The sequence below is a fragment of the uncultured Aliivibrio sp. genome (assembly GCF_946479765.1).
Taxonomy (GTDB): Bacteria; Pseudomonadota; Gammaproteobacteria; order Enterobacterales; family Vibrionaceae; genus Aliivibrio.
The window spans coordinates 1-22,302 of record NZ_CAMLHO010000015.1 but is presented as its reverse complement, the minus strand read 5'-3'; the positions used below and the strand labels follow the sequence as shown (position 1 = coordinate 22,302).

The following is a 22,302-nucleotide window of genomic DNA, read 5'->3' as shown; positions in this document are numbered from 1 at the left end:
TATAAGTCAGGTGAATTATGATTAAGCGTTTACAATATTTTAATACAGTCGTTGAGACAAAAAACATGTCGGAAACTAGCCGTATTTTTGATGTGCAGCCTTCCTCGATCTCGCGTCAACTTACCGTACTAGAAAATGATCTTGGAGTGAGATTAATCAAGCGTAACAGCCGGAGTATCTCATTGACAGAAGCAGGATATCAATTTTACAGATATTCTAAGCAAATAATCGTAGAGCTAGATGAAGCGAAACGTGTCGTTAATGATTTACAAGAAATGCCACGTGGTATGTTAAATATCAGTGCAACTGTAGGCTTTGGTGAAGCGATAATTATCCCTTTACTTCCTAAGTTCAAAGCTAAATATCCTGAAGTAGATTTGAGGGTTGAGCTGACCGAGAGAGTTTTGGATCTAGTTGAAGAAAATGTAGATGTAGCTATTAGAAGTGGTAGTTTGTCTGATTCCTCCATGATTGCTACTAAGTTATCTATAAATGATTTTGTATTGTGTGCTAGTCCGACTTATTTAAAAGTAAATGGCAGTCCATTAAGATTAGAGGATTTGTCTAATCACCTTTGTATTAAATACGGTTATGCTGGTTGGGGTAATTGGTTTTTAAAAGGTGATAAACTTGAAAGCATTGAAATTGAAAATTCAATAGAAATCAATACAGTTAATGGTCAAAAACAACTGGTGCTGAATCATGGAGGGTTAGCTCTAATTCCATTTTGGGCAGTAAAAGGGGAATTAGATCGTGGGGAACTTGTTAAAGTAATGAGTGATTATAGCTTTTGCCCTAATGGAAAAGAGACTGCAGTCTATGCTATTTTTTTAAGGAGAGAACTTATTTCACCTAAAATTAGAGTGTTTCTAGATTTTTTAAAGGATCAACTAGGTTGAAGGACCTAAATAAAGCGTCACAAAAAGCGTAATCCAAGTATTTGGAGTAAGATCTTTGGATAGTAAAGCGATCTAGTGAGTAAAAAAATGGAGCTAATCAGCTCCATTTTTGTTTTTAATTAACTGTTATATATCTTATCGAAATTCTTCTGATTCCAACCAACCATCACTTGATCACCAATCTTAAGAACAGGGATAGAACGAGCGCCCATGGCTTGTAACTCCTTGCGTCCTCGTTGCATTTTTGCGTTGGTCAATCGATACGCAATTTTTTTAGAATCAAGGTAACGCTGTGCATCTTTGCAATGTGGGCATTTGTCAGCGACATATAAAACAATACGTTTCATTATTATCTCTCAGTTAAATCTAGTGATACTGGTAGCGTAACTTATACAAACAGGTACGGGAATAGCTTACGACGCTCTTCAGGAGTTAACGCTTCTACTCGGGCAATATTTATATCAGGAATTGCTTCAGGGTTTGGATAGTGTTTCAGTATTTTTGCCATACTTTCTTCACGAATAAGATGCAGTACAGGATAAGGAGAACGGTTTGTTAAGTTCTCATCGTCTTCTGGCTCAGCACCGCCAAAGCAATAATTTGGATGGAAAGTTGCAATTTGGAATGTGCCTTCCCATTCTTGTTGCTTGATAAGAGCATCAATCCAATCTAAGAAGAAATTGTAATCCATGAAATCTTGCAGCATGTTTGGAATAGCAACTAATGTTGTTTCTAACTCTTCTGCTGTTTTTGAATTTAGGTTCATTAATTCTTGCAACACATCTTCGAGCAGAACTTCTTCCGTTGTCGCTTCTGATACAAAAACTTTGATTTGTTTATTACGGTTAGGTTTTGCTGCAAATGGGCAAAGATTAAGGCCGATCACCACATCTTCCAACCATTGTTGAACTTCTTGCTCTATTTTTTGAATATTCATGCTGACTTCATTTTTATGTACAATATTTTTGGCAAGAATAACAGATTATCGTTGAGTTTAGAAACTACCAACACATGAATAAACTCAGATAGCTATCTACATGAATTGAAAATAAGGAGTCCCAATAGATGATTGATTGAATAAACCTTCTTCGAATTCATTTGCTGTGATTGGTTTTGAGTAAAGATACCCTTGGATAAGGTCAACCCCTTCACTTGTTACAAAGCGTTCTTGATTTTTATTTTCAACCCCTTCAACAACTACCTTGAGTTGCAATTTTTTGGCGATATTTATCATGGCACATACAATATTTTGGTCCTCGACATTATGCTCTACATTATCAATGAAACTTTTATCGATTTTTAAGGAGTCAAATGGGTATTTTTTCAAATATTGAAAAGAAGCATAACCGGTTCCAAAGTCATCAAGTGCAATAGATATTCCCATCTCATGTAATTGAGTAAGGGTGCTGATGGCTAATTCTTCATCTGCAATTAATCCACTTTCTGTTACCTCAAGTTCTAAATTTTTAGCTGGAAGATTATAGATATCCAATAATTGTTGAATATGTTGTACAAGAGATGGATCTTTTAATTGAACTGCGGATAGATTGACGGCAGTGACAAAATTTGGCGAATGTAAGATCCATTCTGATGTTTGTTGAATGGCACTTCTTAATGCAAAATTACCAAGCTCATAAATAAGTCCATTTCGTTCAGCTAACTGAATCAAAACGTCATTAGAAATAGTAGCTAGATGAGGATGATTCCAACGTAATAGGACTTCACAGCCTAACCATTGTTTAGTGTAAGGACATACTTTAGGTTGGTAGTTTAAAAAGAGGTCATTATTACGGACCGCTTCTAATAAATAGCCTTCAATTTTGTGTTCTGATAGGCTTGATTTAACAGGTAACGAACGCTCTGAAATCGTGAATGTTTTACCATGATTTTGACACTCTACAACGGTGTTATACGCACATTGCAGCAATTCTGTACGGGATGCTTGATTGTTAGAGTGCACGGCACCAATATAACTTTGCAGGTGGATAAACTCTTCGTTATTTGAAAAACGAGTTTGTCCAATTTCAGAGAGGTGCTGACATAGTTTAGGTAGTTTTTCTTTATCTGTATGAATGACTAATAAAATGTCAGAAGAGTCTAATCGACCTGTGACAGAGGTGTCAGTGACTTTGGATAATTTAGATCGATATTTAGTTAAGATAAGATTAAATACCGAGTGTCCGTGTTCTTGTTGTATTTTTCGACTATTAGCGAAATGAATATGCAATAAAACAAAATTCTTGTTAGTGCAGATTAATTTATCTATGTGTCGATATAGTGCTGTCGTATTTAAAAAACCAGTACCAATATCATGACTTTTATGATATTCCACTTTTTGCTCTGCTGCTCGACGACAATCTATTTCATTCGCTAATTTGGTATTTATTTTATTAATATCATTGGTTTTACTGGCTATTTCTTGTTGTAGTTTTAGGTGGTTTTTTAATAATTCAGTATGTTGAAATAGAGTATTCAGTTGGGCTTCTATAGATTGTTGGTATGTAGCTAATAAACGTTGGTAAGCCGGGTTAAAAGCATTTTCTTTACTATCGAGAATGCACACGGTTCCAAAAGGCGTGTTATCCGGCCAAAAAAGAGGCAAGCCACAATAAGCAATCATATTAAGATTGGTATCTGGGCTATTTTCCCACTCGGGGTTTTTAAGTGCATTAGGTACTAATAATTGATGGCGATGTTTAACGACATGCTCACAATATAAATTTTGATGAATGCGTTCAATATTTCCTTCGATGTAAGGATTCGCCAATGAGTCATTAGATGAAAATACCTCAATCGTTTCATGATGAATACGCATCACAAGAGCGACAGGTACCTCAGTAAGATCAGCAAGAACATTAAGCATATTCTGCCAATCTTGTTTTATCTTATCAGGAATAACAATCGAAGATGTGAGGGACTTCTGCATGTTTAGGCACCTAGTAACTAATAATTACATTAATAATATGCTGTTCATAATAACAGGTAAGAATGAAAAACAGGCGTATCATTTTTAATACTTACGGGTCTTGTCTCATATAAACTAACGTATTGTATTACCTTCATTTACTGTGCTTATTATTATTATTATTATTGCCCACGTGCAAAAATCATTACCTTTACGGTCATTAATAAAATAGTGACATCGGATTTTATCCAACTAGAAATAGATCTAAGAGAAAGAGCATAGCTGTGATCAAATCCTACTTTAGAACGCACATCTTCAATGCAAGTGTCATAACCTTGGTTGACTTGAGCAAGGCCAGTTATTCCTGGAAGCACCCCATAAGTACGTTCGCTAAAATAAGGTATTTCGCGATCTAATTTACTATAAAAGGTAGGTCGCTCAGGCCTTGGGCCCACTAGAGACATATCACCATTCAGTACATTAAAAAATTGTGGCAGTTCATCTAAACGAGTTTTTCTTAAGAAGCGGCCGACGAGAGTTACTCGACTATCGCCGTCGGTTGCTAGTGTTGCCCCTGTTGCTGCTTCGGCATCTTGCACCATGCTTCTGAATTTAATCATCTCAAAGACATGTATTTGGTCAGGCATCGCTCTCCCTACTCGCAGTTGACGATAAAAAATAGGGCCTGTTGAATTGAGTTTTATCGCAAGAGCAATAAAAGGAAACAGCGGCAGTGTGAGTATTAATCCAATAATAGATAAGCACACATCAAAGGTACGTTTAGCGCGAATAATTGGTTTATTAATTGTGTAGTAAGAATCCATCATAATAGTGTCCCTTATTATTTATGTACTCGAGTCCATGACATCGGTTTATTGAATAGATAGGTAAGGCCACCGATAAAATTAGCGGTATGTCCTGTGATGAGATAGGTAATGGTTTGGCAATATTTATTTGAAAATAAAGTAGGAAAAATAAAGCCAAACAAACCAATGCTGTAACCTAATGTTTGCCCAATAAAGGCGACCAGAAAAATTGGGTTTGAAAGAAGCAGTATGGACCCAATATACGCAATGATCATAAAATATGGCATTGTAAATCTAAGCCCTTTACCGGAGAAAAAAGTAAATGCAGTTCCTCTGTATTTTGGACTAAATAAAGGGGCTAAACGTAGCAATTGTTGAAGATTACCCGCAGATATTCGTAAGCGGCGTGCAAAATCATCTTTTTGGATAACTCGTTCTAATTCGAGTGCTCGCATTCTAGGATCATAAATAGCTTGATAGCCTTGCTCTACGATTTTCATTGGTAAGATAAAGTCATCGTTAATGATGTCGTTATCTAATGGGATAAATAATTCATTTCTAAAAAGATAAAATGCGCCATGCGAACCTAAACTGGACCCAATCATGGCTTCTTGTTGTTTAATGGTAGTCTGGTATTCCCAATATTTTTTCTCGCCAATTGAGCTTGGCGTTAACAGATGATAAGTTGGGTTTACCACTCCTACCTCTGGGTTATTAAAGTGCTTTGCCGCAATTAACAATGCATCGTAGGAAAGTAGGGCTGATACATCACTTAACGCGATAATATCGCTGTCATATTGAGGGATTAATTGATTAAGTAGAGAGACTTTCCCCTGATTTTCTTCAAACACATGAACTTCAATGTGTACATCAGAGCAAACGGCTTCTTGAATGGTGTCATACGCAATATTAACGGTATCATCACTGCACCCATCGCAAGCAATAATGATAGACAGTTTTTGCGATGGATAATCCAGACAGGATAGGTTACGGATCTTATCCGCTATCCATTCTTGTTCATTATAAGCCGGAATGATCATTGTAATGGTTGGCAGAGCACGATCTTTTTTTGATTGATGAAACCCTCTTGGAGTGAATGGCATATTTTGTTGTGGGTAACGAGTAGCCAACAAACGTAATAGCATCGGATACAATGCGTGATGGTAGACTACCGCAATAATACTAAAGGTGGTTATGATGATAAGAAAAATGTTCATATAGTCACTCCCGAAAAGTATAAATGTTCATAAGCGGTTGCCATAGATTTTGCGTGATTGTTTTTTAGAATGAAGTCTCTTGGGTTGCCAACGTTGGATTGTTGGGTAATCGAATTAATGGCTGCTGTCAGCATAATAGGACGGTTACTATTGACCAATTGACTATAGATTGGACAGAGTGTTTCGGCGACACCTCCTACATTATTTGCAATACAAGGGATCCCACAGGCTTGAGCTTCTAGAGTTGAGAGAGGAAATCCTTCGTTATTTGATGGCAAGCAAAATACATCTAACGCTTGATAGAAGGTTGGCATGTGATCAATATGACCAAGAAAGTGAACTCTATCTTCTAACTTATATTGATGAACTAATGCGTGTAAATGCGATTTTCTTGAACCAGAACCAGCCAGTAGCAAATGGTATTTTTTATTTAGAAAGCGAAAGGCTTCTATAAGGTTAGGTTGCCCTTTCACGGTCTCTAACCTTGCGGCATTTCCAACCACAATCGCGCCTCTAGGTAATACTATGCCTAATGAATGTCTTGCTTGCGCCTTATTACCTACCGTAAATTTATTAGGGTCTATTCCATTTTTAATCGTGTAGATAGGGTATTGATTATATATACGAGCTAATGATTTTTTTACGAAATTAGCATCTGCAACTAATGTTGGCTTGGATAAGGTAAGGATGGATTGCTGTAAATAGCGATGTTTTTTGCTATTTAAGTGCCAAGCATCATGTTCAGTATGTACATGCGTTATTTTACGATTTAGTAAGGCAGTGAGGCCTGAATAAATTAACGGACCAATATGGTGAGAGTGAAGTACATCCACATGGTATTGCTTAGATATTGAAAGTAATTGTTTAACCACAGCAATGGAAAAACCGGGTGATTTATTTAAGCAAATTACACGGTCTTGGTAGCGAGCCAATCTTGGCCAATGATCTAATGTATCTTTGAGTGTCCCTTCTAGACTCACAACCATTGTTTTGTGGTTTGGATTAGAAAACTCCAACATATCTAACACCATGGTTTCTAATCCACCAGGAGAAAGGTGTTGGACAACATGAATAATGTTTTTCATAGCAAGCTCCTTTTTATTATTTATTTAATAATTGCAGGGTTTGTGCCAGTTATATTGTCCTTTATATTCAATGGTTTATATTTAAAAAGTGAATATTTGCAAATTGAGAATGAATATAACAATTAATTTGAAAATGGATGTGACGTATAACAGTGATCAGGAGTGGGTTGCTTACTTTGTGGTTGGCGAAAGTATTTAATTGGTTGTGGTGGAATTCGGCTTAATACGGGAGCTTCACTCAGCAGTACTATTTCATCTTTTCGACGAATCGTGGTGTCGCATAATTCTGCGATCACGGCTAAACCAGCTCCTAAACCAATCCCTCCAAATATCCCTGCAATAATAAAAAGAAGGTTTGGTAAGTTTGATGGACTATTGGGTTTATAGGGTCTATCAATGATTTTTACTCGCTTTTCTTGTTCAAATATACCAAGAGAATGAGTTAACTTTGCCATTTCAAAACGCTCGACTAAGTCATCATATAATCCACGTTTTAAAACTAAATCTCGTTGTAATTGATACAGTTCCTTTTCATTGTTACCAAAGTTAGATGCTTGAATTTCAAGATCTTTTATCATGGTTTCTAGAACCAAAGCCTCTTCTGTTAATGCATCGACTTTACTGGTTGCTTTTTGTAATTCTTCCAATTGTGATAATAGAATTGGAGGCGCTTTAGATAAATTGTCAACACTATTACTGCTTGCTATATCCCAAAGTTGTTCACTGCTTATTCCGGGTTGTGTTTGAGAAAGTAAGCGAGTTCGTTCTTCTTCTAATCGATTTAGGTTTCTTAATTTACCTTGTACTTTACTGTGCTGCGGTGTGTATTTAGCTTGAAGTAAGGTTAACTCCCCACGAATACGAATTATCTGTTCTTCTAATTTCCCAATTACTGGATTAGTTTTTGAAAGCTGTAGGTCAATTGACCCTAAGCGTTTTTTTGCGCCAGCAAGTTCTGCTTGGCGTTCATAGAGGCGCTGTTTGAGCTTAGTTAAACGAGCTAAACTGGTAATTTGCATTTCTGGTAAGGTGGTATCACTACGACTTTTAAATTCCGCCAGTTTTTCCTCAGCGAGATCTAACTCTTGGCGACGATGTTTTATGTTATCTGATAAAAATTGGCTTGAGTCTTTCATTGATGAACGTTCTGGTGCCAGTAGTTGCTCAGTAAAATGACGGCTGACAGCGTCTAAAGTGTCTTTCATTCCTTCAGGGCTGCTTGAACGGTAATCAATCCGAATTAAATCTTTACCAGCCATAGTGACCGATAAATTATTAGAGAGTTCAGCAATGGCATTATCTATCGCTTGTGGCGCCATCGAATCATGCGTGTAACCTCTTTCTTCGGCAACTAGGCCTAAAATATGTCGGCTATGCAGCAATGTTTGTAGTGAACTTAACCGTTCTTTTAGCATGGTAGATACGGCTAAATCCTCAAGAAATGGATTCATTTTTGCTGTCTCTTGGATCAACATACTGGTGTGAGAATCGTAATATTTTGGTGCTAATTTTCCAATGGTAAATCCTATGACAGGCACTAATAAAATAGGGATTACAATTAGATAACGTCGACGCCACGCTGATTCTAAGATAATTAAAAAACGCTGACTTAGTGTGATCATAATTCCTCCAACCATGCGTCAAGCTGTTTTGCTTTGGCTTGCCATGTGTGAGATTTAATCAAATTGAACTGTTGTTGCCTCTGCTGAGTGCTCTCTGATTTATTCAGAGTTAACCAATGTTGCTGAATGGTATTTAAACTTGTATTAAATTCATTTATTGAATTTACAGTGTGAATCACTGATTTATAAGGAGCAAGCGCAGGAAAATCGGTACTGATAATAGGCGTTCCGGTCGCCAAATATTCTAAGAGCTTTAAAGGGTTACACGAGCGAATTTGGTCGTTATCAATAAAAGGTAATAAGCTCGCTTGCCAGTGTTGACTATAACGAGGCAATTGGTGATGAGGCTTAGGGCCAAGAAAGTGTACATTGTTTCTTTCAAGAATAGGCTGATAGGGCAATTCATTTTGACCAATGAAGACAAAGTGCCAATCTGGATTAGTTTCAATCACTTGGTTAAGTAAGTCGTAATCTAGCCATTTAGATAAACTGCCGTAAAAACCAGCGATAGGTCGGCCGTCATTAGGTAAATCCTTCGCTCTAAAAATAGGTTGATTAAATAGCGTAAAATCAACGCCATGGGGTAAGAACTTCACTTTTTCTTGAGGGAATTTCTCACATAATATTGGACTGGCTGCCAAAATTAAATCTGATTTTTGTATTAGTTTTTTCTCGTGCTCAAGTACGACACCATGATCAACCCCCGCTAGTGCGCCAAAATCATCACCGCAGTAATAAATGACATTTGCTTCTTCTAAACTGCCACAAATGTCAGCTACGGTCGGTAAAGAAGTCCATAGAATAGGGTGCTGCAGTTTTGCTTTTTTTATTATTGGTTTCAGCTGTTTTACGATTAACTGTTTTGCTACCCATCGAAAAAATCTTCCTTTAGGCGCGGGAATTGTTTTGAGATTAATCGTTTGAAAAGGCGCAGATTGCAGGGCTTCCTTAGTATTGATTTTTTTCTGAGTCAGTTTGTGCCATGCACGTTTTATGTCATGCAATGACCAATTAGGTTGACGCAACCCTATTGAGTTAATCCAAATAACTTTTCTAGTCAGTGATAATTGTTTAATTAAATGTTGAGTACTTGACGGTAAACCACCCCAATCTTCGCCAAAAACGATAAGATCATGCTTCATAATACATTTCCTCTTTGATGGTTTCTGAGTGGTTGATAGCTAATGGTTTGATGATTTTTGCTGGGTTTCCGCCTGCTAATACAAATGGCGGTAAGCTTTTGGTTACGACACTACCTGAAGCGACAATGGTTCCTTCGCCGACGGTGACATTACCAATGATGCTAACGCGAGAGCCAAGCCATACGTCTTTCTCCAAAATTATGTTACCTACTTGGCTATCTAAATCGGCTTTGCCTAATGCACGCTCTGTTGGGTCAATTGGATGTCCTGGATAACCGCACAAAAAACCTTGTCCAGCAATACGTACATTGTCACCAATAACAATGCGGTTACCGACAGCAATGGTGGTTTGCCAACAAATATCGACATTGTTTCCGACGGTCAGGGTTGGGTTCTCGGAATTAGTTCGTCCGCTGAAGGTGGTTTGTCCTGAGATCCGACAATCATCTCCAATGGTCATTGTTAATGGGCCACTAAAAAAAGGCAGTCCGCCATATAATAAAATGCGTTTTCCATATGCATCTAAACGTCCTTTAAAGGCGGGAACATAAAAAACAAGATGCGTGAATGCTTGCCATTGAGTGGTAATGGTTTTATGCAGCCCATAAAAAAGAGCATTAATAGGGCGAGGTGTAGGTAGTTCGAAAAAGCGAATCGATTTCGCGATTTGAAATAGACGAGAAGCAAGTGGGCTTTTCCCCTCTTTTAGCCATTGTTTTAATCGATAAACAGATAATGTACTCATAGTGGCATTCCTTTTTTGGTTGCTTATATAATAAGTACTTCATGGATTGTGCCAGTTATTTTTCATTTGTTTATCAATGGGATAGCTTTTATATTTTTAGGGGGTATTTATTTTCTCATTTTGAGACTCGATTTGAATAGGAGAAATCATGAGTTTGATTCATTGATCTTAGCTAATGCTATCTCACTGGTTTTATTAACCGCAACGACCAATGCCGCTAGAATGTAAATCGGCCAGTTGAACCCTTGAGTTAAAAAAGTACCAGAAACAATGGTGCCAATTAATCCTGCGAATACCGCTTGAGCACAGGTATATATGGCAGGATCAATTCTATCTTGTACCGCTTTTACTGCTTGTAGTGTTTTATTCGCATTTTTTATTAATACAGCAATTAAGCTAATAAAAATAATTAACCCAAGAAAACCAGTTTCTGCCAGTACACCAAACCATGTACTGTGAACGGCATGGTTTAATCCATCCCAATGAGGACTGTAATAGAAATAATTAGCAAAAAAGTTATCTAAACCAACCCCTGTAAATGGGTGACTTATTGCCATTTTAACCGCGGCTTCCCATGCGTATAATCGTCCCATTGATGAGGCATCAATACCAGCCTCTGCTGCGCCTCCTGATGATCGATCTGAAATTCCTGCAACAATAAATAAAATCCCTCCGGCGATAACGGCGATAGAGATAAGGAGTGCTTTAGATTTGATTCGTTGTAAGCCATAAATACCGAAAACAGCGACCATCCCTAATAGCCCGCCTCGGCTTTGGGTTGCGATTACAGCCCAAAAAAGAATAGGGATAGCGATAAATCCGAGCAGACGTTGATGCCAAGGCAATTGATGAGTCACTAATAACCCGACGGCAAATGAAGTAGGGAACATAAGAACTAGCGCAAGATCGTTAGGGTCCCCCAACATTGAGCCAAATTCTCGTCCAATCGTGACACGAGTTCCTTCCACTAAACCAATGCCTCCTAACTTATTTTGAATGGCGACGATTCCGACAAGAACTCCAGCAATGGTGATCGCCTTTAAAGTGAATGAGAGCTGTTGAGGGCTTCGGACTAATACCGCAATAGCAAATGTCATCAGGATTATTTTCCAATAAATACCTTTGAAATATTCAATAGCAATAGGTCGATTACTAGCAAAGACAATTCCTATAATTATCAAAATCATAAAGCAGGTAAGTAACGTAAATTCTTTACACCAAAACAATTTTATTTGTTTGGTTATACCGACTTGCCAACTCAATGCCGCCAAAGATCCAAGAGACAATAACAGTGGGATTTTAAGGTTGTAAATTTGCGGGAAGACCTCATGAATGCGGAAAAAAGAGAAGATCACAAACAGTAATACCATCAGAAAAGGGCGATTAAGAGTATAAAGCACAGCAAGAGGTAAAATACCTAGCACGATAATTAAAGCGGGGTGAGGAAATAAGCGCCATAAAACCCCTGCAAACAGTGAGCAGATAATTGCAGTAAACCATTGCAGTGATTTTGATTGGAATGGTGCATCATTCATCATCATAACTTGCCTCTTTGTTGGTTACCTTTCTTGTGCTGAAATAGGGTGATTAATGCTTTTGATTAGATTGATTAAGCAGACTTCAGCGCTTCGGCTCCAGTTATCACCATAATAGACGAGCAGTAAGGTTACTTTTTGATATAAGAGATAAAGCAAAGGGAGTGCCAGATTGTTAAGGTGTTTATCTGATTGATTCTATTATCAATATTTTTTCTTTGAGGGCGATTTATCAAAATGAGAATAGGTTTTTTCAATTTGAGAGAAAGGAGCGTGAAGATGAATGCTGCTATATTTTATAGGCTGCCACTATTGTTGGTATGACAGCGTCTGTAGAAAAATTGGCTTGGATGGTTTGTTGTGCAGCTTGTTGAATTTTCGTTTTTTGAGAAGAGGGAAGCGTAAACCAATGAGTTAATGTGTCGGATAACTGCTTAGGTTCAACTATCCAGCCATTCTTTTGGTGTTCAATTAGTTTATGAAGATTGCCAACAGGTGTCGATATTACTGGAATGCCTCTTCCCATCGCTTCTAGTGCCGTCATGGGTAAGCCTTCATAGCGAGAGCAAATAATTAATAACCCAATGTCTCGCCAAATGGTGTCCATAGAATCTTGGTGGCCATGAAAAACGACATTGCGTAGATCTCGGTTATTCAATTCTTGTTCCATTGGACCAGAACCATAAATATGAAATTTGTGCTCTGGATGCTGCTGGGCTAGTTGAATAAAGCGATCTGGGGCTTTTTCATGGCTTAAACGGCCAACAAAAGCGATTTGTTGCCCTTGATGCTGAGTAAGGCCTTGGGTGTTGATAAAGTTATTTAGTATCGTTGTTTTACTCGGTACACGTTGGCCTATTTGCTCACTGACTGAAAAACGATAGTGGCTTAATGGGGCGCTCCATCTATCTAGAAAATCATATATTGCCAGTTTACCTTGGCTTACTTCTCCTGCATGAAAAGTAGTAATAAAGCGTATTTTTTGATGCGATGTGAGCAAAGATAAGCGCAATAAACGTGAGTAAAGTCCGGCTTTATAACCGTGAGAGTGAATAACCGTGGGAGAGTGGTGACGTGTATAGCGAAATAAATCACGCAATGATCCATTTAAAAAACGATAAGAAATATTGGTATTATTCAGCAAATGGATCAGCGGGTGAGGCTGCTCGTATTGACGCAGAAAAATCACTCGCACAGTATGATTGAATGATTTTAATCCCTGTGCGAGTTGTAAAATGTGAGTTTCTATTCCCCCCACATCTCGACTGTCTAATAGTAGCCAAACCTCGTTCTTGTCTTTAGGAGTCTGATTCTTCATACGCTTCCCACGCCTGTTTTTTGCGGTATAAAGTTGATGGACTGAGTTCAAGTAAGACCGCCGCATTTAAAACATTGCCATTACATTGGTCAATGGCGTTTTGAATGACTTCTCTTTCTATATCAGCCATTGGACGAATTGCACTGGTATTGATGTCCAGAGGTACAGCAGCGTCTTGATGGCTAGGTTGAGATTCCGTGGTGTTATCTTGATGAGGTTGAATCGACACTTCTTTTTGAAGCGGTTGAGCTTTAGTCTGCGGTTTCGCTTGTAGTTTAGGTGTTGGTGTTAAAAAGGGTTGGTTTAATGGCGGTGGTAAATGCTCTATCGCCACATGGGTTTCATTGTGAAGAACCACTACGTTTCTGATGATATTTTGCAGCTGACGTACATTGCCTGGCCATGGGTAGTTGCATAGGATTAGTTCGACATCTCGTGTCATCGCTTTGAATTTCTTCTTGTCTTCTTTAGCGTATTTTTTTAGGAAGAAGGAAGCTATATCAATAATGTCAGTACCACGATCACGCAGTGGTGGCATTTGAATGGGAACAACATGGACACGATAGTATAAATCTTCTCTAAAACGGCCTTCGTTCACTTCAGTAAGAGGATCACGGTTGGTGGCACAGATAATACGAATATCGGTACTGAGTTCTTTACTGCCACCTAATGGCGTAAAGCGGCCTGTTTGTAAAAAACGCAGTAATTTTTTCTGCATTTCTAATTCCATTTCACACAATTCATCTAAAAAGAGCGTGCCGCCATTAGCCATCATGGCTGCCCCTTTTCGATCAGTCGTTGCGCCAGTAAATGCGCCTTTCACATGACCAAAAATTTCACTTTCCATCAAATCTCGTGGGATTGCGCCACAGTTAATGGCAACAAAGGCTTTATTATTTCGTTGGCTTTGATAATGAATGGCTTCGGCGCACACTTCTTTACCTGTCCCGCTTTCCCCGTAAATAAATACACTAGCAGTCGTTGGTGCAACGGCATCAATGGTTTTGTATACCGCTTGCATCGGTAAGCTAGAGCCAATAAACCCTTGGTATTTTTTACGGTTGAAGGTGTTTTGTAGATCTTCAACCAGATCTTCAAGTTTGGCTCGTTTAAGGTGATTACGGATAGATATTTTAAATCGGTCTGCTTGGATTGGTTTTTCAATAAAATCATCCGCACCACTTTGTAATAAATCGACGGCAATGTTGATGGTGCCATGAGCTGTCGCGACAATAACGGCGGTGGGAAGTTGATTTTCTTTCATCCATGCCAATACATCCTGTCCTGACATGTCGGGTAATTTTAAATCAAGAACGACCAATTGTGGTGGGTTCTTTTCCATGAAGGCTTTCGCTTGCTCGCCCGTGGTGACATGGAAGAATTCATACGGTTCATCTTTAACGTATTGTTTGTAAAGAATGGCTAAAGAGGTGGAATCTTCAACTAATAATACTTTTTGTAGCATAAGCAACATCCTGTTTTACCTAGCGATCATTAATATTTATTGTACTGATTTTTTTAGTTTAGTTTGTGAAGCCGAGTGCGTTTCGTTGTTCTAGTGCTAAAAATGACGCTTCAGCGAGAGCGGGTAATGAAAGAGATTTTGTTAATGCGTCATCAAATTCGTGTTGAAGGCAATGTTGTTCTATTTGGCGAGCAAGCGTAGCTAAAGCACTATTACCTAATGTGAGAGAGGTACTTCCTAACGTATGAGCCTCAAACTCTAACGCATAGAGATCATTAGTATGGGTTGCTTTTGTAATAGTTTCTACTCTCGCTTTAGATTCGATAATATAAAAACTGATTAATTCAGGCATCACACTGGCGTCAGTATCTTTAATTATTTGCTGAAGAATCGCCTCATCAACCAATATGGAGGTTGGGTGGTTATTGTTGTCTTCTTTCATAATGACCTCTCTATAAAATACTATGCTATTGGGTGTTTCGTTCTATTAACAGTAACAATGCATCGTCGTTGGGTGGTGTCCCTGCTAAGTTATCAAAGCATTTCATAACTAGAGTTAATGCCTCTTCTATTGGATGCTCTAATGTTGATAATAAGGTTTCTTTTATCCTTAACTCTAAGGTTTCTCTTTCTGAAACGGTGTTGCCCGATTCAAATAGCCCATCCGTAAATAAAGCTAATCGTTCGCCTTTTTTTAATGTCAGGCTTTGCTCTTGGTACTCTGTGATTGGTAGCAAACCGGGTAAGGTTCCTTGAACATCAACGATTTCAATTCCTTTTGATGAAAGATGGAGAGGGGCAGGATGACCTGCACTACTGATTTTTATCGTATCATCAGAAACAAAACTTAAACAACAACTTGTTAACATGGTTTGTGATAACAAGTGGTCTTTAAATGCATTATTTGAGAGGTGAGATAACAATTGTGCCGGCTGGGTGATATCTGCATTTTGCATTAACCCTCGAACATACCCAGCATATGCATAAGCGAAAAACTTAGCGCTCTCATCATGGCCCATCACATCAGCAAGTAATAACAGTGAGTTGTCTTTCTCGGTGCGTGACAATAAAAAGTCACCACCACCATGGCCCGTATTACGTTGTTGTGTTGCTATTTTCCAATGTTTTGAATCCAGTTCCGTATTGGGTAAAAGAGTGTGAGTTATTTTTTGATTCACCTGTTGAGAGAGTGATTTGTAGACTTGATCAAATCGCGCTAATACACGATGAATTGAATTAAGTAATGGCTGTTTTTGAATCGGTTTTTCTAGGTAATCATCAATGCCTAATTGAGTCGCATTATTTACTGTGTGGTGGTCTTGTAAGCGTGATAAAAAAATAAAAGGCGTACAGAAGGTGTCGGATTGTTCTAGTTTTTCTCTTAGCTCTAGACCGCCCATTTCTGGCATCTGAATGTCTGAGATGATTAAATCAACGGATTCACTGTTTAAAAATTGCAGTGCGTCTTTACCGTTATTTTTGGTGGTAACGGTAAATTCAGGTGTGAGATAGGCTTGGTAGAGGGTTCGTAGTATAGAGTCATCCTCAACGATCAATATATGGTGCGTTTTTTGGAATGCTGCGCGCTCCCATTTCATAGTGAAAACGTTATTCACACTGGTTGAAACATAATTTATTTCATCGGTTTGTGCTTGAATAATATCAATGCCTCGTCCTCCACATTTTAAGGTGAAATCACTGACATCTTCATTGCTATGCTGCGTTGTGGGGTCCCACTGCTCACCATTATCACTGATATCTAACTGCCAGTGCTTTGGCGTTTTTCGTAAGGAAAGAGTAATGGTGTCGCTAGGATATTCAGGATGTAGGACCAAGTTGGTACTCCACTCTGAAAAACAGAGTAAACATTGATGCTTAAAGGTTTGTTGAATATCCAAACGGTCGACTATTTTAGACAGTGATTGACGCAGCACTCTCACAGAATCAAGAGAGGTAGGTTGCGTATCTTCGAAAAGTAAAATGGAATTAGTCATCATTACACCACGGTTGATAAGAATCGATTATTTTGGACGATAGAAATTAGCTTAGTAGATAATCTCTTGGGTAAAAAACGGAATCTTTCGATTTCTCTGCAAATTTCATTTTTTAAACCCGGCTGATATTTATCATTAAAGACATGACCGATGAGGTTCGCTTGGTTTTTCTTTAATGATTCTATCACAATGGTCAATTCGGTTTGTAGGGTTTGGCCTGACAATATGACCATGATGGTGCCATCACACGCGCCAGCAATTGTTTGAGCTGGAATATTATCAACACTGAGTTGAGATAATGCTGAGGCATCAATGATCACTTTATCAAACTCGGTAAGCCATTGTGAAATTTGATTTTTAAGATATTTAGGCTGGCGAAGTTCCATTATATTGGCTTTGTTGGTTGGTGCTGGAAGCCCTGATAGCACCACGTTATCTTGCAGAGTGAGGGCGAGATAGTGTGGTGTCGTTTCTTTCTCTTCTTTTGGACCTGTAATAAATGACAAAGCCGTTAAACTTGGATTCTGTAAGTTAAGATCCACCAATAAAGTGCGATAACCCGCCAATAAATGTCGCTCAGTTAAGGCTTGGGCTAACGAGGTTACGCCTTCACCTGAATTGGTTGAGGTGATACACAATGAACGGCACTCTTGTTGTTCTAATTGCAAAAATACGTGCTCAATTTCCATATTGCATGCGGGTATTTTCATTATAAGGCTCCTATTAAGGCGATGGTTGCCACGATTTGGAACACGTCTTTCATCACAACACGAACTTGCTCCATGACACTTTCGTCTTTATTTGGAATGTAAATGGTGTCTCCGGCTCTTAAAACGGGAATGCTTCTGAAATCAGCGGTGCGGCTAAATTTAACAAGGTCAAAGGTTCGAGCTTGGCCTTTATCTAATGAATGATTTACGACACTGATTTTTTCAAGATAAGCGACATCGCTTGGGCCTCCCGCTTCTGCCAATAAATCTAATAAAGTCATTGAATCATTGAAGCGATAACGACCGGGTTTATTGATAGCGCCAAGTACACGAATAGTGGTTTCTTTACTTTCATCAACCCATGCTCTGTTTTTCTCTGGAACATAAATGGTGTCCCCTGTTTTTACGATAGGCAGTAATGACTCGTCACCTGTTTCAAAATAAAGTGCTAAGTTTAATTTACTGACTTTTGAGTAGCTTTTGTCGCGGTGAGTAACTCGAATGTTATGAATATCGGCATCTAATGTAGGGCCATCAGCCGCTGAAAGAATATCTAAAAAGTGCATTTCATTAGTGAAACGGTAGCGCCCCGCGGCATTTACTTGACCAAATACATAGATAGAGCTATCTGAGCTTTGGCGAACCCATTGTGCTTTGTTGTCTGATGGATCTTGCGGTAAATCATGCACTCGAATCGTTGCGCCAGCTCTAATGGTTGGCAGTGCTGAATCGGATTTTCCTTTTGAAATAAATGAATCCAAATTAAAGGTATACACTTGGTTGTTACCGTCACGATCAGGCGTTACGATCTCAATTCTTGTCGTATCTCCTCGTAAAGTAGGACCACCAACGTGTGCCAGTAAATCTAAGAATGACATTTCATCAGACCATTCGATACGGCCAGGATGTTGAACTTCACCGATTACTCTTACTGCGCGACTTGGTGCTATTTTTAACCATGATTTCTCATTCATGTCTGTTTTTTCAGGAACAAAAATAGCATCACCAGCCGCAATCGCAGGTGGACGTTGATAATTAGTGCCTTCGGTATAGCCAGATAAATCGAAATTGATAACTGCGCCATTGGCTTTAATGATCCGTATTTGGCGAGATTCAGCAAATCGAGTTGGACCACCTGCATTGGCTAAGATATCCATAAAGGTTGCGCCTTTTTTTCCTTCAAATGCCCCAGGTTTTGCTACCTCACCCATGACATAGACCATGTTTGAGCCTGATTTAATCTCTTCTTCTTGTTTAGGAACAAAGATGGTTGAACCCACTTCAAGTGGTGGTAATAAGTTGTCATCACCGGTATCTAAATAACGCTTTAGATTGAATAGCGCAGGTTTGTTTTTTGAGATTACTCGAATTTGTTCAACGCCTGCATAACGGGTTACCCCACCTGCGCGCATTAATACATCGACAAGATTGGTCCCTTTTTTATAAGAGAAAGTACCCGGCGCGTTCACTTCACCAAAGACTTTAATTGCTTTTTTACCATCGGCTGCATCACCAGCTTGAGACAGTTTTGATGGGTCAAATTCTTGTTCGATGTTACCTACCATTGGAGATGCAGGAATAAATAGGGTATCTAATGATTGAAGCTCAGGAAGTAAAGATTGATCACCCGAGTCTAAAAAGGCTTTGTAATTAAAGGTAGTCACTTTGTCTGAACGGCGAAGTTGCAAACGGTTTAACTGAGCCCCAGAACGTAAACCGCCTGCTGCATAAAGTGCCAGTTGTACGGAATCGCCATCTGACAGAGTATATTCCCCTGGTTGCTTTACGTAACCCTGAATATTAACGATTAATTGACGTTTACTTATAAATACTTGAAGATTTCGTAAGTCTTGCAATATTCTTTTCAAGCTTAATGTTACGCTAGATACCATTTGTGCTTCTGTTTTTCCTGATACAAATAGAGGCCCGACTTCAGGTAATATTACACGTCCTTGCTTATCTACTTGGAAGTCTCTATTTAAAGAATCTTCACCTGGTAGCATGATGGTGATTACGTCACCAACACGAACGGTATTATCTTTATTTTTTGAATGCACCACTGAGATAGAAGAGAACAAAATGGTGATGAGTAGAATATAAAAAATACGCATGATCTTGTCCTCTGTTATTGCCCAAGTTCTAAGGGTTGGTCGAGTTCTAATAACTCAATGGTAACTCGGCGGTTAGTTAATCTTACATGGGGCTCTGTTCCTTCAAAATAAGGGTCATTAGAACCGACGGCATCAACATGAATTCTATTTTGAGCAAGGCCAAATATACTTAAATAACGTTTTACTTGTTTCGCTCTTTCTAATGCAAGCTCTTGATTGCCATCTTCTTCGCCAACTGAATCTGCGTGACCTGTAACAAGAAGTTTAAAATCTTGATGTTTATTAAGTAACTGAGAAGCTTCAGATAAATTAACCACATACTTAGGATTCAATTCAGCTGAGTTAAAAGCAAATTGGTTGTCTCGGTTTAAGAGATCATAAATTTTTTGTGCTAACTCAATGTCTGAATTTCCTGAGTTTGAATCTGAGGGTGGTGCGCACGTTTCTTGGCGTTTTACGTAATCTAACTGTCGTTCTAAACGCTTTAATAGGTTCCGTTGAATGACTAAATCATTCGCGGCATCCAGTTGTAAGCCTCCTTCTAATTCACGAGCTATTCGAGCTTCATTTTGTTTGGCTTGATGAACGGTAGCAGGAAAACACCATTCCGCTTTTTCTAATATGAGAATATCAAGATGACGAGCGGCTAGTTCCCAATCAAAACGTAAGCCATGTTCAGGACCTAATGGTTGATCTGGCATTACAGGAGAGAATGCCGCTTGAGGATAATTTTCCGCTTCACCACCTTCACCGGGTTCGGCAAATGAAGTACAGCCTGAAATAGAAAGAAATCCAAAGCTTAGAATGAGCAATTTTTGTTTGTTCATGATGCAGCTCTCCATGAGATTACTGTCGATTTATGTCCATTTTTACAGTAATTAATAACGGTTAATGAGTTGTGCTATTTACTGGAATGGCATTTTCAATACGCAGTAACTTAAGCAATTCTAATGGTTGACCATGAGCATTTTGAATTTGCATGGTGCGTTTTTTTTCAATTAATCGTTTATATAGATACACAATGGCACCAATACCCGAAGAATCTAAAAAAGCCACTTGTGCTAGGTCGATATGAACTTGAGAGTGTTCTTGTTCAATCACTTCATCAATAGTCGGTTGGATATCTCGACAACCTACCGCATCCATATCACCTTGAACTGATAGAACAAGTGTATTTGTGTCTGATTCAAATTGATGTAATTCCATAATAAGCTCCTGATGGTTTATCTATATTGTGTTGATAGATTTAATAGAGCAGTAAGCGTGCCAATAAATATAACTGTTATATTTCATGTTCTTATGTGTTTTTGTCAATTTGATAATGAGGTCGTTAATACGAATTCTCAATTTGCAATGCAGTTTGAATCATAGGAAAAACAGAGAGGATAAGGAGAGGGGATAATTGAATATAAAGAGGAGAGATATTTTATTTTTAGTGTGATGGTCTAATGTATATAAATGGTTTTTATTCGGATGCAAAGTGATTTTCATTATAGTAAGGATGAATTTGTTATTTATTTTTTTGTTATAAAACATGCGGTTAAAATTGGCATGGCTTTTGAATGATCAGTATATAGAGCATCATAACGAGAAGGAACAAGCTATGTATCTATTTATTCGGTTATTTATTTTAATGTCCTTATTATTAAGCTCAAAAGTATTTGCGGTTGCTTTTGATTCTTGCCCAAGTAAGGCATATTTATTTCAAGGTAAACCTGTTTCAGTTTATGGCATTAACTTAGTTACTGGGACAAACAGTTTATTACAAAATAATACAGGGCTGTCTTCAAATATAAATGGGGTTGGTTTTAATGAAACCGACCGATATATATATGGGTATGACACTACAAATTACACTATTGTTCGATTAGGGCAAAATTTCCAAGCCACAACGCTTAATGTCAATGGGCTTCCTTCTGATAAAACATTTTATGTAGGGGATGTTTATCAACATCATTATTACGTTTATAGAACAGGGACAGGTTTTTATAAAATCGACCTTTCCCCTTTAGATAGCAATGTTAATGCAACACTAACAGCGCAGCGTATTACATCTACTGCGTCAGTGAGTTTAACGGATTTTGCGTTTCATCCAAGTAATAACCATTTATATGGGGTAGATAATGGCAGTGGTGGTTTGTATGAGTTTGATATCTCGACTGGAGCAGCAACTTATGTTGGTGATACGGGAGAAACGGGGACGTTTGGCGCGATGTATTTCGATGTAGATGGCAATCTTTATCTTTCTCGTAACCAAGATGGCCAAGTGTATCGTGTCAATTTATCTTCTCAAGCAATCATTGATTCAGGTGTTGTGCCTGCGATTAAATTCGCTGATGGTCCTTTTTCTAGCCAAAACGATGGGGCGAGATGTGCGAACGCACCTTTGATTGATACCGATGAACCTGCAACGATTGATTTTGGTGATGCACCAGACAGTTATGGTTCGACGTTAGCTTCTAATGGTGCTCGTCATGCTCTTGATGGAATAACTTGGTTAGGAAGTAGTGTCGATGGTGATTACTATGCGGCGCAATCTCCTGATTCGGATGATTCAATTACCAGTGATGATGAAGATGGTGTTGGCTTTGTTACGGCATTAGAGCCGGGTTTAGATACCGTTATTGCTGTGACTGCTTCGACAGCAGGAAACTTATCTGTGTGGGTTGATTGGAATGATGATGGTGACTTTGCAGGGTCCACGCATGAGTTGCTAAAATGTTAAATGCAGCTAAGTGCCAAATAATA

The 22,302-nt window shown here is 38.5% G+C and carries 19 protein-coding genes and 1 pseudogene; 2 read left to right on the top strand and 18 right to left on the bottom strand.

Features of this window, described 5'->3' with window-relative positions:
- Nucleotides 1-17 precede the first annotated feature (17 nt).
- On the top strand, nucleotides 18-899 hold the full coding sequence (locus Q1K78_RS07705; protein WP_300176343.1) for a LysR family transcriptional regulator: 882 nt from the start codon (nucleotides 18-20) through the stop codon (nucleotides 897-899).
- Nucleotides 900-1,018: 119 nt separating this feature from the next.
- Here the strand turns inward: Q1K78_RS07705 and Q1K78_RS07700 are convergent, their stop codons facing one another.
- The 18 genes from Q1K78_RS07700 to Q1K78_RS07615 all read right to left on the bottom strand — a co-directional run bounded on the left by Q1K78_RS07700 (nucleotide 1,019) and on the right by Q1K78_RS07615 (nucleotide 20,760).
- The gene (locus Q1K78_RS07700) at nucleotides 1,019-1,246 is read right to left on the bottom strand and encodes a glutaredoxin family protein (RefSeq protein ID WP_300176340.1); all 228 of its coding nucleotides are present in this window, start codon (nucleotides 1,244-1,246) and stop codon (nucleotides 1,019-1,021) included.
- 41 nt (nucleotides 1,247-1,287) lie between these two features.
- Nucleotides 1,288-1,836, bottom strand: coding sequence for a DUF1415 domain-containing protein (locus Q1K78_RS07695; RefSeq protein ID WP_300176338.1), 549 nt, complete (start codon nucleotides 1,834-1,836; stop codon nucleotides 1,288-1,290).
- A 96-nt stretch (nucleotides 1,837-1,932) separates the two neighbouring features.
- Nucleotides 1,933-3,825: an EAL domain-containing protein gene (locus tag Q1K78_RS07690; RefSeq protein WP_300176336.1), complete on the bottom strand. Its 1,893-nt coding sequence runs from the start codon at nucleotides 3,823-3,825 to the stop codon at nucleotides 1,933-1,935.
- Nucleotides 3,826-3,986: 161 nt separating this feature from the next.
- Nucleotides 3,987-4,631 carry a sugar transferase gene (locus tag Q1K78_RS07685; RefSeq protein ID WP_300176333.1) on the bottom strand — a complete coding sequence of 215 codons (645 nt, stop codon included), beginning with the start codon at nucleotides 4,629-4,631 and terminating at the stop codon, nucleotides 3,987-3,989.
- Between the two features lie 14 nt (nucleotides 4,632-4,645).
- Nucleotides 4,646-5,827 carry a glycosyltransferase family 2 protein gene (locus tag Q1K78_RS07680; protein WP_300176330.1) on the bottom strand — a complete coding sequence of 394 codons (1,182 nt, stop codon included), beginning with the start codon at nucleotides 5,825-5,827 and terminating at the stop codon, nucleotides 4,646-4,648.
- Nucleotides 5,824-6,912, bottom strand: a complete 1,089-nt coding sequence (locus Q1K78_RS07675) for a glycosyltransferase (RefSeq protein ID WP_300176328.1) — start codon at nucleotides 6,910-6,912, stop codon at nucleotides 5,824-5,826. Before Q1K78_RS07675 ends, Q1K78_RS07680 begins: the two co-directional genes overlap by 4 nt.
- A 122-nt stretch (nucleotides 6,913-7,034) precedes the next feature.
- The gene (locus tag Q1K78_RS07670; protein WP_300176325.1) at nucleotides 7,035-8,534 is read right to left on the bottom strand and encodes a chain-length determining protein; all 1,500 of its coding nucleotides are present in this window, start codon (nucleotides 8,532-8,534) and stop codon (nucleotides 7,035-7,037) included.
- Entirely contained in the window at nucleotides 8,531-9,676 is a 1,146-nt protein-coding gene (locus tag Q1K78_RS07665; RefSeq protein WP_300176322.1) for a glycosyltransferase, read from the bottom strand. Before Q1K78_RS07665 ends, Q1K78_RS07670 begins: the two co-directional genes overlap by 4 nt.
- Nucleotides 9,666-10,421 carry an acyltransferase gene (locus tag Q1K78_RS07660; RefSeq protein WP_300176319.1) on the bottom strand — a complete coding sequence of 252 codons (756 nt, stop codon included), beginning with the start codon at nucleotides 10,419-10,421 and terminating at the stop codon, nucleotides 9,666-9,668. The genes Q1K78_RS07665 and Q1K78_RS07660 overlap by 11 nt, the downstream gene beginning before the upstream one ends.
- A 146-nt stretch (nucleotides 10,422-10,567) precedes the next feature.
- Entirely contained in the window at nucleotides 10,568-11,962 is a 1,395-nt protein-coding gene (locus Q1K78_RS07655; RefSeq protein WP_300176314.1) for an O-antigen ligase family protein, read from the bottom strand.
- A gap of 283 nt (nucleotides 11,963-12,245) precedes the next feature.
- The gene (locus tag Q1K78_RS07650; protein WP_300176312.1) at nucleotides 12,246-13,274 is read right to left on the bottom strand and encodes a glycosyltransferase family 4 protein; all 1,029 of its coding nucleotides are present in this window, start codon (nucleotides 13,272-13,274) and stop codon (nucleotides 12,246-12,248) included.
- Nucleotides 13,255-14,739 (bottom strand): sigma-54 dependent transcriptional regulator, encoded by a 1,485-nt coding sequence (locus Q1K78_RS07645; RefSeq protein WP_300176309.1) that lies wholly within the window; start codon nucleotides 14,737-14,739, stop codon nucleotides 13,255-13,257. The genes Q1K78_RS07650 and Q1K78_RS07645 overlap by 20 nt, the downstream gene beginning before the upstream one ends.
- Before the next feature lie 58 nt (nucleotides 14,740-14,797).
- Complete coding sequence (locus tag Q1K78_RS07640) at nucleotides 14,798-15,181, bottom strand: Hpt domain-containing protein (RefSeq protein ID WP_300176306.1); 384 nt, start codon at nucleotides 15,179-15,181, stop codon at nucleotides 14,798-14,800.
- Between the two features lie 25 nt (nucleotides 15,182-15,206).
- Nucleotides 15,207-16,736, bottom strand: coding sequence for a SpoIIE family protein phosphatase (locus tag Q1K78_RS07635; protein ID WP_300176303.1), 1,530 nt, complete (start codon nucleotides 16,734-16,736; stop codon nucleotides 15,207-15,209).
- Nucleotides 16,736-17,443 (bottom strand): CpsD/CapB family tyrosine-protein kinase, encoded by a 708-nt coding sequence (locus tag Q1K78_RS07630; protein WP_300176299.1) that lies wholly within the window; start codon nucleotides 17,441-17,443, stop codon nucleotides 16,736-16,738. Before Q1K78_RS07630 ends, Q1K78_RS07635 begins: the two co-directional genes overlap by 1 nt.
- Nucleotides 17,443-19,554, bottom strand: a complete 2,112-nt coding sequence (locus tag Q1K78_RS07625; RefSeq protein WP_300176296.1) for an SLBB domain-containing protein — start codon at nucleotides 19,552-19,554, stop codon at nucleotides 17,443-17,445. The genes Q1K78_RS07630 and Q1K78_RS07625 overlap by 1 nt, the downstream gene beginning before the upstream one ends.
- A gap of 14 nt (nucleotides 19,555-19,568) precedes the next feature.
- Complete coding sequence (locus tag Q1K78_RS07620) at nucleotides 19,569-20,396, bottom strand: OmpA family protein (RefSeq protein WP_300176293.1); 828 nt, start codon at nucleotides 20,394-20,396, stop codon at nucleotides 19,569-19,571.
- A gap of 46 nt (nucleotides 20,397-20,442) precedes the next feature.
- Nucleotides 20,443-20,760, bottom strand: a complete 318-nt coding sequence (locus Q1K78_RS07615; RefSeq protein WP_300176290.1) for an STAS domain-containing protein — start codon at nucleotides 20,758-20,760, stop codon at nucleotides 20,443-20,445.
- Nucleotides 20,761-21,157: 397 nt separating this feature from the next.
- Between Q1K78_RS07615 and Q1K78_RS07610 the strand changes: the two are divergent.
- A pseudogene (locus Q1K78_RS07610) lies at nucleotides 21,158-22,249 on the top strand (LruC domain-containing protein); the annotation flags it as partial.
- Between the last annotated feature and the right edge of the window lie 53 nt (nucleotides 22,250-22,302).

Bases quoted from the DNA above. Each gene is read 5' to 3' on its own strand.
- Q1K78_RS07660 (WP_300176319.1), bottom strand. From the start codon at position 10,421: ATGAGTACATTATCTGTTTATCGATTAAAACAATGGCTAAAAGAGGGG.
- Q1K78_RS07625 (WP_300176296.1), bottom strand. From the start codon at position 19,554: ATGCGTATTTTTTATATTCTACTCATCACCATTTTGTTCTCTTCTATC.
- Q1K78_RS07695 (WP_300176338.1), bottom strand. From the start codon at position 1,836: ATGAATATTCAAAAAATAGAGCAAGAAGTTCAACAATGGTTGGAAGAT.
- Q1K78_RS07655 (WP_300176314.1), bottom strand. From the start codon at position 11,962: ATGATGATGAATGATGCACCATTCCAATCAAAATCACTGCAATGGTTT.
- Q1K78_RS07620 (WP_300176293.1), bottom strand. From the start codon at position 20,396: ATGGAGAGCTGCATCATGAACAAACAAAAATTGCTCATTCTAAGCTTT.
- Q1K78_RS07680 (WP_300176330.1), bottom strand. From the start codon at position 5,827: ATGAACATTTTTCTTATCATCATAACCACCTTTAGTATTATTGCGGTA.
- Q1K78_RS07685 (WP_300176333.1), bottom strand. From the start codon at position 4,631: ATGATGGATTCTTACTACACAATTAATAAACCAATTATTCGCGCTAAA.
- Q1K78_RS07665 (WP_300176322.1), bottom strand. From the start codon at position 9,676: ATGAAGCATGATCTTATCGTTTTTGGCGAAGATTGGGGTGGTTTACCG.
- Q1K78_RS07650 (WP_300176312.1), bottom strand. From the start codon at position 13,274: ATGAAGAATCAGACTCCTAAAGACAAGAACGAGGTTTGGCTACTATTA.
- Q1K78_RS07640 (WP_300176306.1), bottom strand. From the start codon at position 15,181: ATGAAAGAAGACAACAATAACCACCCAACCTCCATATTGGTTGATGAG.
- Q1K78_RS07705 (WP_300176343.1), top strand. From the start codon at position 18: ATGATTAAGCGTTTACAATATTTTAATACAGTCGTTGAGACAAAAAAC.
- Q1K78_RS07700 (WP_300176340.1), bottom strand. From the start codon at position 1,246: ATGAAACGTATTGTTTTATATGTCGCTGACAAATGCCCACATTGCAAA.
- Q1K78_RS07675 (WP_300176328.1), bottom strand. From the start codon at position 6,912: ATGAAAAACATTATTCATGTTGTCCAACACCTTTCTCCTGGTGGATTA.
- Q1K78_RS07630 (WP_300176299.1), bottom strand. From the start codon at position 17,443: ATGAAAATACCCGCATGCAATATGGAAATTGAGCACGTATTTTTGCAA.
- Q1K78_RS07690 (WP_300176336.1), bottom strand. From the start codon at position 3,825: ATGCAGAAGTCCCTCACATCTTCGATTGTTATTCCTGATAAGATAAAA.
- Q1K78_RS07645 (WP_300176309.1), bottom strand. From the start codon at position 14,739: ATGCTACAAAAAGTATTATTAGTTGAAGATTCCACCTCTTTAGCCATT.
- Q1K78_RS07635 (WP_300176303.1), bottom strand. From the start codon at position 16,736: ATGATGACTAATTCCATTTTACTTTTCGAAGATACGCAACCTACCTCT.
- Q1K78_RS07670 (WP_300176325.1), bottom strand. From the start codon at position 8,534: ATGATCACACTAAGTCAGCGTTTTTTAATTATCTTAGAATCAGCGTGG.
- Q1K78_RS07615 (WP_300176290.1), bottom strand. From the start codon at position 20,760: ATGGAATTACATCAATTTGAATCAGACACAAATACACTTGTTCTATCA.